The organism is Campylobacter avium LMG 24591 (assembly GCF_002238335.1).
Classification (GTDB): domain Bacteria; phylum Campylobacterota; class Campylobacteria; order Campylobacterales; family Campylobacteraceae; genus Campylobacter_D; species Campylobacter_D avium.
In genome coordinates, this window is sequence record NZ_CP022347.1 from 207,596 (window position 1) to 218,548 (window position 10,953).

13 protein-coding genes are annotated in these 10,953 nt (G+C 33.9%); 7 read left to right on the plus strand and 6 right to left on the minus strand.

What is annotated here, in order from left to right:
• Positions 1 to 49: 49 nt before the first annotated feature.
• The 7 genes from CAV_RS01075 to CAV_RS01105 are packed head-to-tail and all read left to right on the plus strand — an operon-like array spanning position 50 to position 5,261.
• Positions 50 to 1,168 carry an aminotransferase class I/II-fold pyridoxal phosphate-dependent enzyme gene (locus tag CAV_RS01075; RefSeq protein WP_094324676.1) on the plus strand — a complete coding sequence of 373 codons (1,119 nt, stop codon included), beginning with the start codon at positions 50 to 52 and terminating at the stop codon, positions 1,166 to 1,168.
• Complete coding sequence (locus tag CAV_RS01080; protein ID WP_094324677.1) at positions 1,165 to 1,800, plus strand: pimeloyl-ACP methyl esterase BioG family protein; 636 nt, start codon at positions 1,165 to 1,167, stop codon at positions 1,798 to 1,800. Before CAV_RS01075 ends, CAV_RS01080 begins: the two co-directional genes overlap by 4 nt.
• Positions 1,788 to 2,498: a methyltransferase domain-containing protein gene (locus CAV_RS01085; RefSeq protein WP_245807417.1), complete on the plus strand. Its 711-nt coding sequence runs from the start codon at positions 1,788 to 1,790 to the stop codon at positions 2,496 to 2,498. The genes CAV_RS01080 and CAV_RS01085 overlap by 13 nt, the downstream gene beginning before the upstream one ends.
• Before the next feature lie 45 nt (positions 2,499 to 2,543).
• Complete coding sequence (gene modA / locus CAV_RS01090; RefSeq protein ID WP_094324678.1) at positions 2,544 to 3,299, plus strand: molybdate ABC transporter substrate-binding protein; 756 nt, start codon at positions 2,544 to 2,546, stop codon at positions 3,297 to 3,299.
• The gene (locus tag CAV_RS01095) at positions 3,296 to 3,685 is read left to right on the plus strand and encodes a TOBE domain-containing protein (RefSeq protein ID WP_094324679.1); all 390 of its coding nucleotides are present in this window, start codon (positions 3,296 to 3,298) and stop codon (positions 3,683 to 3,685) included. Before modA ends, CAV_RS01095 begins: the two co-directional genes overlap by 4 nt.
• Positions 3,685 to 4,374: a molybdate ABC transporter permease subunit gene (modB, locus tag CAV_RS01100; protein WP_094324680.1), complete on the plus strand. Its 690-nt coding sequence runs from the start codon at positions 3,685 to 3,687 to the stop codon at positions 4,372 to 4,374. Before CAV_RS01095 ends, modB begins: the two co-directional genes overlap by 1 nt.
• Entirely contained in the window at positions 4,371 to 5,261 is an 891-nt protein-coding gene (locus CAV_RS01105; protein WP_094324681.1) for a sulfate/molybdate ABC transporter ATP-binding protein, read from the plus strand. The genes modB and CAV_RS01105 overlap by 4 nt, the downstream gene beginning before the upstream one ends.
• Positions 5,262 to 5,265: 4 nt before the next feature.
• Here the strand turns inward: CAV_RS01105 and CAV_RS01110 are convergent, their stop codons facing one another.
• The 6 genes from CAV_RS01110 to tkt are packed head-to-tail and all read right to left on the minus strand — an operon-like array spanning position 5,266 to position 10,946.
• Positions 5,266 to 5,772 (minus strand): flagellar FLiS export co-chaperone, encoded by a 507-nt coding sequence (locus CAV_RS01110; protein ID WP_094324682.1) that lies wholly within the window; start codon positions 5,770 to 5,772, stop codon positions 5,266 to 5,268.
• A gap of 42 nt (positions 5,773 to 5,814) precedes the next feature.
• Positions 5,815 to 6,423, minus strand: coding sequence for an ABC-type transport auxiliary lipoprotein family protein (locus CAV_RS01115; protein ID WP_094324683.1), 609 nt, complete (start codon positions 6,421 to 6,423; stop codon positions 5,815 to 5,817).
• A 1-nt stretch (position 6,424) separates the two neighbouring features.
• On the minus strand, positions 6,425 to 7,225 hold the full coding sequence (locus tag CAV_RS01120; protein WP_094324684.1) for an MlaD family protein: 801 nt from the start codon (positions 7,223 to 7,225) through the stop codon (positions 6,425 to 6,427).
• 2 nt (positions 7,226 to 7,227) lie between these two features.
• Positions 7,228 to 7,953: an ABC transporter ATP-binding protein gene (locus tag CAV_RS01125; protein ID WP_094324685.1), complete on the minus strand. Its 726-nt coding sequence runs from the start codon at positions 7,951 to 7,953 to the stop codon at positions 7,228 to 7,230.
• Positions 7,950 to 9,053 (minus strand): ABC transporter permease, encoded by a 1,104-nt coding sequence (locus tag CAV_RS01130; protein ID WP_094324686.1) that lies wholly within the window; start codon positions 9,051 to 9,053, stop codon positions 7,950 to 7,952. The genes CAV_RS01125 and CAV_RS01130 overlap by 4 nt, the downstream gene beginning before the upstream one ends.
• A gap of 3 nt (positions 9,054 to 9,056) precedes the next feature.
• Entirely contained in the window at positions 9,057 to 10,946 is a 1,890-nt protein-coding gene (tkt, locus tag CAV_RS01135; protein WP_094324687.1) for a transketolase, read from the minus strand.
• Positions 10,947 to 10,953: the final 7 nt, after the last annotated feature.

Sequence of the window (10,953 nt, forward strand, 5' to 3'; positions counted from 1 at the left end):
CTTTTTTTAAAAAAATTTGGCAAAATAATAACAAAAAATGGAAAAATAAATGCAAAATGAACTTCAAAAGCTAAAAAAAGATGGAAATTATAGAGTTTTAAAACAATTAAGACATCAGGATAAATTTGTGTATTATCAGGGAAAGAAGTTGCTAAATTTGGCTTCAAATGATTATCTAGGTTTAAATTCTAATAAAAAATTAATCAAAGAATTTTTTGAAAATCTTGATGAAAAAAATTTGTATTTTTCAAGCTCAAGCTCAAGAAGTCTGAGTGGAAATTACGAAATTTATGAGGAATTTGAGACGTCTTTAAAGTCTCATTTTAAAGGCAAAGAAGCTTTATGTTTTAACAATGGTTTTGTTTTAAACTACTCTTGTTTGCAAGCCTTAGCAAGTCTTAAAAATACTGTATTTTTAGCCGATAAGTTAATACACGCTAGTATTATTGATGGCATAAAAAACTCAAATTTTTTTAGATTTAGGCATAATGATATGTTGCATTTAGAGTCCTTACTTAAAAAACATAGTAAAAATTATGAAAACATCGTCATTATAAGCGAAGCTTTATTTTCAATGGATGGAGATTTTGCACCATTAAAGGATTTAATAAGTCTAAAAAAAGAATACAAAGCACTTTTATATATAGATGAGGCACACTCTTTTGCTTGTTTTGATAAGAGTGGTCTTGGTTTGGCTAAAGAGAAGGCTTTGGATAATGAGATTGATTTTCTAGTATTTACCTTTGGTAAAGCCTTGGCTAGTTATGGTGCTTGTATGCTTTGCTCTAAGGAAGCAAAAAAGTTTTTTATAAACAAAGCAAGAGCTTTTATCTACTCAACGGCACTAGCACCTATTACTGTGGCTTGGTCTAAATTTATATTTGATAGATTAGATAGTTTTGAAAAGGAAAGAAAAAGACTAAGAGAGATATCGCTTTTTTTAAAGGATATCTTTAATGACAGGCTAATAGGTGATGCATATATACTATCCTTGCTTGTAGGAGAATACTCTAAAACAGATGCCTTAGCTAAAAAGCTTTTTGATATGGGTTTTTTCGCACCGGCTATCAAAGCACCAACAGTGGCTAAAAATTCATCAAGGATAAGATTTTCTCTTAATGCAAATATAAAAAAAGAGGATTTATTAGCTTTACAGGAGCTTTTTTGAAGACTTGTTTTTTGCATAAAAATCCACAAAGCAGTGATTTGATTTTATTTGTTTCAGGCTTTGCTTCTCATTTTTCGCATTTTAGTCATTTAAAAGCACAAAATAATGTTTTGATGATATATGACTATAAAGATATGAACTTAGACATAGAATTGAATTCTTTTAAAACTGTGCATTTGATAGCCTTTTCAATGGGAGTAAGCATTAGCTCTAAGCTTTTATCTTATATGAAATTTAAAACAAGCTTAGCTATAAATGGAACACCAAGGGGCATAGATGATGAATATGGCATAAAAGAGGAAGTATTTAAAAAAAGTATGGAAAATTTTAATTTATTAGAGTTTAAAAAGGCATTATTTGCTAAAAATTTGAATTTAGGTGAGAATTTTTATTTTCAAGGTCAAACACAGCTAAAAGATGAGCTTAAGAGTTTGTTTAATTTTCATAAAAAACACAAGGTAAAAAAAGACTTGAGCTTTGATAAGATTTTGCTAAGTAAAAGGGATTTAATCTTTAGCAATAGAGCTTGTGAGAATTTTTTTAAGCAGAAAAATACAAAGATAATACACAGTAAAGAGCCGCATTTTGTGTTTTTTGCCTTTGATTCTTGGGAAGAACTTTGCAACATATAAGCTTCTTAAAGGCTGAAAAAAGCTATGAAAAAAATGCCATAGTGCAAGAATATATGGCAAACACCTTGTTGGATATTTTGAAAGATTATACCCTTTCTTTTGATAATATTTTTGAATTTGGTTGTGGTTTTGGTAAATTCAGCAAAAAACTCATAGCAAATCTTGAATTCAAAAGCCTTGATTGTGTCGATGTGAATGATTATAAACTTGACTTTTTAGCAGAAAATGTGAAATTTAGCAAACTTGATATGAATGAGCTGCAAAATAGTGCTTTTATACATCAAAAATTTGATTTACTTACTTCAAATGCTTGTTTGCAGTGGCTTGATTTTAAAAAAAGCTTTGAGGCTTTTAAAAAGATGATGGGGGATAAATCCTTGCTCTTAGTATCTACATTTAGTGAGGGAAATTTAATACAGATAAAGCAAAGCACAGGCTTTACTCTTGATTATCTATCCTTAGAGCAGATGAAAAATATTTTGTGTAAAGATTTTGAACCTTTGTATCTAGCAGATGAAAGCTATGAACTTAAATTTGATAGTGCCTTAAGTGTTTTTAAACACCTTAAATTAAGCGGTGTGAATTCTTTGGGAAGATTTTTTCTATCGAAGGCTTTTTTGAAGGATTTTGAGAGCAAATTTGCTAACACTATCACTTACAGACCTTGTTTTATATTATGTAAAAAAAGAATAAATTAAGTTGTATGTAAATATAATTTTTAAGAACTTTTACAAGGGAATTTTATGAGAAAGACACTATTTGTTTTTACCTTTTTCTTATTTGCTCTTAGTGCAAATGCTGAGAAAATCACAGTTTTTGTTGCCTCATCAGCTTCTAATGCCTTAAAAGAAGTAAAAGATGAGTTTTTAAAGACTAGAAACAAAGATGATATAGAGCTAGTTTTTGGGGCCTCAGGCAAGCATTATCAGCTTTTAAAAGAAGGACGTGAATTTGATATGTTTTTCTCGGCTGACACAGCTTATGCTGAGCAAATTTATAAGGATTCTTTAGCGCTAACAAGGCCTGCAGTGTATGCTTTGGGCGTTGTGGCTCTTTATTCTCTTGATGAAAATTTGATAAAAGATGGTATAACTTCCTTAGTAAAACAAGGGCAAAAAATCAAACATCTAAGCATAGCAAATCCAAAGGTAGCACCTTATGGGGTAGCAGCTACCGAGGCCTTAGAAAAGACAAAGATTTATGATGTATTTAAAAATAAAATCGTCTTAGGAGATAATATTTCCCAGCCCGTAATTCATGTAGATACAGGAGTGGCAGAAGTTGGCATAGTAGCGTATTCTTTAGTGTCTGCTGTTAATAAACCTAAGGGTAAGGCCCTTGTTATCGATAATTCTTTATTTTCTCCTTTAGAGCAGTCTTTTGTCATCACAAGCTACGCAAAGGGCACTAAAAAGGACTTAGCACTTGCTTTTTATGACTTTGTTTTGTCGGATAAAGGAAAAGAAATCATCAAAAAATACGGCTTTAATACCAAATGAACGAACTTGAAGCTAGTTTTGTAGGCTTAGAAGAAGAGGGCTGCCTTAGTTTTGTTACTGCTAGGGTTGATGACTGTAATTTTTATATCCTAATGCTTGAGGCCAAAGCCTTGCTAGAAAAAGCTAATAAAATAAAGCTCTTGTTTAATGAAAATGAGCTTTTACTCTTTAGAAATGGCGAGCTAAGCTCTGCTGAAAATGTTTTTAAGGCAAGAATTAGCGATATAAAAAAAGGCAAAATTTTATGGCAGGTTTTTTTGAGTTTTAACAAACATTCTTTGAGTGCTGTTGTAAGTGCAAAACAAGGCATTTTGCTTGACTTAAAAAAGGATATGCAAGTTTCTTGTCATCTAAAAGCTAGCGATATAATGCTAAAGGTTGTATAGTGGATTTTTTAAATGAGAGTGATTTTTTACAAACCCTTATCCTTACTTTTAAATTAGCATTTATAACTACCTTTTTGCTTTTATTTGTGGGCATATTTTTGGCCTATATTTTGGTTTTTAAAGACTTTGTTTTTAAGACCTTGCTGCAAGTCATAGTTTTTATGCCCTTGGTTTTGCCTCCCTCTGTGCTTGGCTTTTATTTTTTGATAAGTTTTTCGCCTATGAGTGCTTTTGGGGGCTTTTTAATGCAAAATTTCAATATCAAGCTAGTTTTTAATTTCGAAGGTCTTGTTCTAGCCTCTATGATCTTTTCTTTGCCCTTTATGCTAAGCCCTATACAAAGTGCTTTTGCGCAGGTTCCTAAGAATTTGATAGAATGCTCTTACACTCTTGGCAAGGGCAAAATTTCAACATTGCTTAGAATTATCATACCAAATTCAAAGCTAGGCATTATAGGCGGTTGTATAATAGCCTTTGCTCACACTGTCGGTGAATTTGGAGTTGTTATGATGATTGGCGGGCATATTAAAGGAGAAACCTTGCTTGCTAGCATAGCTATATATGATGAGCTTGAAGCTAGGAATTACACCCTAGCACACCAATACGCCTTTACCTTGTCTGCACTTTCTTTCATGCTCTTGCTCGCCTTGTTTTATATAAATAAAAAAATAAATGCGAAACTAATATGATAAAAATCAAGATAAAACATCCTTTAAACACAGCAAACGGCAAGGTTTTGCTAGACTTCGATAAAGAGATAAAAAGCGGGGATTTTGTAGCCATTTTTGGAGAAAGTGGGGCTGGCAAAACTACTATTTTAAGGATAATAGCTGGCCTTTTAGAGCCAGAGTACGGCTTTATAAGTGTAGATGATGAACTTTGGCTTGATACAGAAAAAAAATTCAGCCTAAACGTGCAAAAAAGGAGGGTTGGTTTTGTATTTCAAGACTATGCTTTGTTTCCAAATTTAACCGTGGCACAAAATTTAGCCTATGCTTTAACTTCCAAAAAAGACAAGGCAAAGGTGGATGAATTTTTAGAACTCACAAGGCTTAGCGAACTCAAAAACTCATATCCTAGCAAGCTATCAGGCGGGCAGTGTCAAAGAGTGGCCTTGGCTAGAGCTTTGATACGAGAGCCTAAAATTTTACTGCTTGATGAGCCTCTGTCAGCACTTGATTATAAGATGAGAATATTTTTTCAAGATGAGCTTTTAAAGCTTTATGAGCATTTTAAACTTACAAGTTTGCTAGTAAGCCATGATATAGCTGAAATTTATAGACTAGCAAAAAGGGTGATAGAGCTTAAAAATGCCGCTGTTGTTAAGGACTGTGCTATAAGTGAGTTTTTTAGCAAAAATGATTTAAGCGCAAAATTGCAACTAAGAGCTACCGTGCTTGAGATAAAAAAGGCTGATATACTGATGGTTTTAACAATTTTGCTTGGAACGCAGGTAGCAAAGATAAGCCTTAGTAAGCATGATTTTGAGAAAAGATATAAAAATTTAAGGGTAGGAGATACGATACAAATAAGCCAAAAGGCTTTTAATCCCCTAATCACTAGCTTAGAGGATTAAAAATTTATCTAAAAAGATTTGTAAAGTCAAAATTCTCATAAGATGCTTTATTATCAAAGCCAAAGCCAGCAGAATTATTTTCTATAGCTATGGCTATGGAGTCTAGCAATGTATCAATTTCTTCTTTCTTATCGTCTATATAGGATAAAACCCCGTTAAAATCGCTTTTTTCTAAGATTAAAAGTGGGTTTTGAATTTCAAAAGAAAAAATCTGCGAGCCTATATTTACCGTAAAGATATTATCAAACAAATTCTCTCCCATGAAAGAACAATTTTGTATAAGCTGCGAGCTTTGTGCATCGAGGTTTCTTTTTTCCTCTTGGCTAAGTTCGTTAATAATCCTATCTTTTATGTTTTTACTAATCTTTTTTAAAGACATGTTAAGCACTTGTAAGGCACCTATGAAATCATTTGCATCACTTATTTGTGAGCTAAGAGTTTTCGCATCAAAACTAGAACGTCCAGCAACATCGCCTAAGTGTTTCTTTAAAATTTCAAGTTCTTTGCTCATAGCTTTTCCTTAAGTAAAAAATTTAAAGCATAAAAGCAAGTTTTATTCCAAGTTTTTAATTACTTCTTCAAGGTGTGTAGCTATATAAGCTGCCATTTTATTTAAAACATTATTGAATGTTATAATTGTTTGTTCTATGTTATCTGGCGGTCCTATTCTATGCTCAAATATCACGACCCTTTGCTCTAAAATTTTGTTACTTTTTGCTTCTATTAAGCTAAAGTTTACCCTGCTTTCTACATATACTTTTCCTTCTTCTTTATATAGCTTTTCAAAGCTTTCTAGGTCAAGTTCTAAGAGATAATCAACATTAGCACTTGTATTAGCTAACATAACAGCACTAAAGAGCTTAGAATTTTCAAAATACCTCTTAAGCTTGGCTTCTAAAAAATTTACAGGTGAATCAGAAAAAACGTGTTTTGCGTATTTACCAAACACAGAGCCTTGCCTGTAGTAAATTTTGTTTGTTTTAAGATAAAAGGGTGATTGTATGCTTAGAATTTGCAAACTCTTTTTACTTTTATACGAATCTGTTTTAACCTTTGCTTCGTTTATGTGCAAACTATGTGCTGTTGGCTCTTCAACCACATCCGGTTTAAAAGAACAAGCACTAAAAAATAAAAACAAAAAGCTTAGTAAAAATTTTTTCATCTCATTCTCCAGGTGCTGGTTTTGTTTTCGTGCCTTTGAAAAATATATCAGAAGGACTTTGCTCTAATTGTTTGGCAAATTCAGTTATGGTCACTAGCAATTCTTGTAAAGCGCTTAGATTATTAGCTAGCAAAAAACTTACCTTATCGTAATCTTTTAGCGTATTTACGCTATCTTCTGCAAACCTAGCCACCGCAACGGATGCTTGCTCAACTCTTTTTGCCATAGAATTTATGTTGCTAATGGCTGCATTTAGGGTTTTTAAGCTGTTTGAGATATTATTTAAATTTTGCTGGCTAAAAAGCTGCCTCATGCTTTCATTTGTAAAATCAATCAAATCAAAAATTCTATCGCTTTGCTTGCCAATGGAGGCGAACAAGCTTTCCTTTGCCTTTATAGTAGGGGGCTGCGAATTTGACGAGACCAAAGGCTCTTTAGGCTTTTGCTCATCATTTGTAAGCTCTACATACTTAAGCCCTGTTATGCCTTGTAGTCCCAAAGAAGCAATAGTGGATGTGTAAATAGGCGCTCCTTCTTTTACTTTTATTAAAATTTTAACCAAGGTATCGCCGTTATCTGCCTTATATAAAGATAAATCCTCAACGCTGCCAATCTCAACCCCAAGCAGCCTAACAGGTGCTTTTAAACCAAGCCCAGAAACTGATTCTTTGATAAAAATTTGATAATAAGTAAAATTTTGCTTTGATGAAAAGCCGTTAAGCCAAATCAGCACAAATAAAGACGCAAAGAAAATTCCAAATACAAAGATGCCTACCCAAAAATACTTAGCTTTATTTTCCATATCTACCCCATAAATTTATTGTAAAGTTCTTTATCTTGCTTTAAAAGCTCCTCATGAGTTCCCATGAAGGCTATTTGCCTATTTTGTAAAATCAAAAATCTATCAAGGGTATTTCTCATACTTTCTTTATCGTGCGTAACCATAACTATACTTAAATTTAGCCCTTCTTTAAGGCTTAAAATAAGCTCATCAAATTCCCTTGAGGACTGCGGATCAAGCCCGGATGTTGGCTCATCTAAGAACAAAAGCTTAGAATCAAGCACCAAGGCTCTTGCTATGGCTACCCTTTTTACCATGCCCCCGCTTAGCTCGCTTGGATAAAGCTTTGCAACACTTTCATCAAGCCCGGACATTTTAAGCTTCATATAGACAAGCTCTTTGATTGAAAGTTCGCTAAGTTTTGTGTATTCTCTAAGCGGCAAGGCTATATTTTCAAAGACTGTAAAAAAACTAAATAAAGCACCAAATTGAAAAACCACTCCCCAACTTTGCTTAAGCTTTAAACTTTCCTCCTCAGTAATTTTATTTAAGTTCTTGCCCAAGATGATGTATTCTCCACTTTGGCACTCATCAAGTGCTAACATCTGCCTTAAAAGCACCGATTTTCCAGCACCGCTTCCGCCCAAAATTCCAAAAATTTCATTTTCATTTACAAAGAAATTTAAATCCTTGTGTATTAATTTATCCTCAAATTTGGTGTTAATATGCCTTGCTTCAATGACTTTCATATGCCAGCCTGAGTTAAAAATATAGAAAAAATAGCGTCAAAGGCTATCACCCAAAAGATAGCATTTACAACGCTTTTTGTGGTGTAAATTCCTATGCTTTCTGTTGTGTTTTTCACGCCAAGTCCTCTGTAGCAAGCTATAAGGCCTATTAAAAAGCCAAACATAGGGGCTTTTGCAATGCCTATGATTATATGTTTTACGTCTATAGCTTCTTTGAACCTGCGTATAAATTCAACATAGTTTATGCCTAAATTTAAATCAGCAACAAGCATTCCGCCAAAGATACTAACCGCGTCTGCAAAGGCTACTATTAAAGGCATGGAAAATGTAAGTGCTAAAACACGAGGCAAAACAACGAAATAAATAGGATGAAAACCCATGGTTCTCATCGCATTTATCTCATCACTTATCTTCATAACGCCAATTTGCGCCGTGTAAGAACTCGCACTGCGTCCGGCTATAACTATAGCAGCTATTAAAGGAGCTATCTCTCTTGTGGCTGAAATTCCCACCAAATCAACTATGAAAATATTTGCCCCAAAACGCTCTAGCTGATACGCTGCTTGATATGCTAAAACAACCCCTACCAATAAAGAAGTTAAGGCTATTATGCCGCTTGCATTTAAGGCACTGTGCTCCACATGATACAAAAAGGCTTTAAAGCGAATTTTTCTAAAATCTAGGCATGATTTATAAAGAGCAAAGAGCACAAAACCGGTAAATGTGATAAAGTCTTTTAAAGATGAGGCATAAGCACAAACGCTACTTCCTAAAAGAACGAAAAAATTTTCACTTTTTTTGCTTTTGCTGTCTATGCTGTATGCTTTATAGTATTTTTTACATAGTTTAAAAAGGGCTTGATTTTTTTCATCAAGTCCTTGGAATTTAACGGTCTTGCCATTTTGCGTAAAATTATGTTCTAAGGATAAAAAAAAGCGAATTGCAGCCATGTCTATGCTGCTTAAGTTTGAAAAATCAAAGACAACGCAAGGTTTATCAATATCAAAGCTTTTGTTTTCATAATCCACAACCGAGAATTTATCCCACTTTTTGCTGATTACAAACACTGTTTCCTTGGGTTCTTGTTTGATTTCAAGCATAAGTTAAAGCCTGAGCAAATATTCATAAAGCTTTTCTATGTTAAAGCCAAAATGAGCGAAAACATCGCTATCCTTGCCGCTTTCTCCAAAACTTTGCATAATGTAAAGCTCATCGCAAAATTTATAAAGTTCAAGTGAATGCAAGGCTTCCACGCCCACAACCTTAGACTTTAACAATCTTTGTTTATAAGCCTCATCTTGCTTTTCAAAAAGCTCAAAACAAGGCATGGATACTACATTGCAGCCTATATTATTTTCATTTAATTTTTCAGCAACACTCATGCACAAAGCAAGCTCAGAACCACTTGCTAGTAGCGTAAATTTAGGATTGGCATCTTCTTTTAGCAAATAAGCTCCGTTTTCAACATCGCCAAAAATAGGCTTGCTTAAAGCCTTTAATTTTTGTCTTGAAAGTATAAATGCGCAAGGAAATTCGCTTTTTAATGCTATTTGCCAAGCTTTTAAATTCTCATAAGCATTTGCCACTCTAAAACTTAGGAAATTTGGCATGGCTCTAAAGGTGCTTAACTGCTCTATAGGCTGATGAGTAGGACCATCTTCTCCAACTCCTATACTATCGTGAGTAAAGATGAAAAAATGCTTTAATTTCATAAGTGCAGCCATTCTAGCAGCAGGTTTTAAATACTCACTAAAAACAAAAAAGGTAGCCGAAAAAGGCAAGAAAAGCCCGTATCTAGCAAAGGCATTATTAATCGCAGCCATTGCGTGTTCTCTTATACCATAATGTATATTTTTACCCTCTACAAAATCTCCCATGCCTTTAAGTTCTGTTTTATTTGAAGGGGCTAAATCAGCAGAACCGCCTAAAAATCCTTCCAAATTTTTAGCTATGGCATTTAAAATTTCAAAATTGCTATCTCTAGTGGCCATATCCTTAGAGAAATCAAAATCTGGGTAGTTAATTTCATCAAAATTTGGATTTAAAAGCCTTTCTAGCAAGTCTTTTTTATCTGATTTTTCAAGTTCTGCTTTCCATTTTGCTTCTTCTAAATCGCCAAGTTCAATAGCACTTTCAAATCTAAGCCTTACATCATCTGGCACAAAAAAAGTTTTGTTAGGGTCAAAACCACTAGCCTTTTTAGCCCTTTGTATAAGCTCGCTTCCTAGAGGCGCTCCGTGACTGTGATGAGAGCCTTCAAGCTCTAGGGCATTTTTTGCGATTGTAGTTTTTGCTATGATCAAACTAGGTTTTAAGCTTCTTTTGGCCTTTTTTAAGGCTTCATCTATTTGCTTAAAATCATGTCCATCTATTTCAAAAACCTCAAAGCCTTGTGCCTTAAATCTCAAGGAAACATCCTCATTAAAAGCGATTTTAACATCTCCTTCGATGGAAATTCCATTGCTATCATAAATTATTATAAGGTTGTCAAGTTTGTGCAAAGAGGCTAAAGAACAGGCTTCGTACGAAATTCCCTCTTGCAAATCCCCATCTCCGCAAAGACAGTACACATTATGATTTATCAAATCCTCACCCAAAAGCTTAGCAGCCTTTTTCGCAGCCATAGCAAAGCCAACAGCATTTGCAAGACCTTGCCCCAAAGGACCTGTTGCAATCTCAATGCCCGGAGTGATAAGCTCTGGGTGTCCTGGAGTTTTTGAGTATAGTTGTCTAAAGTTCTTTAAATCATTTAAGCTTATATCATAGCCACTTAGATGTAAAAAACTATAAATCAAAGCAGAGATGTGGCCTCCTGAAAATACTATCCTATCTCTGTTTAGCCAGCTTGGGTTTTTGGGATTATGTTTTAGGTGATACGATAAGGCTGTTAAAATATCTGCTAAGCCAAGTGCGGCTCCTGGGTGTCCGCTGTTTGCTTCTTGCACCATGTCAGCACTTAAAAATCTTAATGTATTTGCTTGTTTTTGTAACATAAAAAAT

Coding starts and splice junctions, on each gene's coding strand:
- CAV_RS01075 (WP_094324676.1), top strand. CDS start 50: ATGCAAAATGAACTTCAAAAGCTAAAAAAAGATGGAAATTATAGAGTT.
- modA (WP_094324678.1), top strand. CDS start 2,544: ATGAGAAAGACACTATTTGTTTTTACCTTTTTCTTATTTGCTCTTAGT.
- CAV_RS01095 (WP_094324679.1), top strand. CDS start 3,296: ATGAACGAACTTGAAGCTAGTTTTGTAGGCTTAGAAGAAGAGGGCTGC.
- CAV_RS01105 (WP_094324681.1), top strand. CDS start 4,371: ATGATAAAAATCAAGATAAAACATCCTTTAAACACAGCAAACGGCAAG.
- CAV_RS01110 (WP_094324682.1), bottom strand. CDS start 5,772: ATGAGCAAAGAACTTGAAATTTTAAAGAAACACTTAGGCGATGTTGCT.
- CAV_RS01115 (WP_094324683.1), bottom strand. CDS start 6,423: ATGAAAAAATTTTTACTAAGCTTTTTGTTTTTATTTTTTAGTGCTTGT.
- CAV_RS01120 (WP_094324684.1), bottom strand. CDS start 7,225: ATGGAAAATAAAGCTAAGTATTTTTGGGTAGGCATCTTTGTATTTGGA.
- CAV_RS01125 (WP_094324685.1), bottom strand. CDS start 7,953: ATGAAAGTCATTGAAGCAAGGCATATTAACACCAAATTTGAGGATAAA.
- CAV_RS01130 (WP_094324686.1), bottom strand. CDS start 9,053: ATGCTTGAAATCAAACAAGAACCCAAGGAAACAGTGTTTGTAATCAGC.
- tkt (WP_094324687.1), bottom strand. CDS start 10,946: ATGTTACAAAAACAAGCAAATACATTAAGATTTTTAAGTGCTGACATG.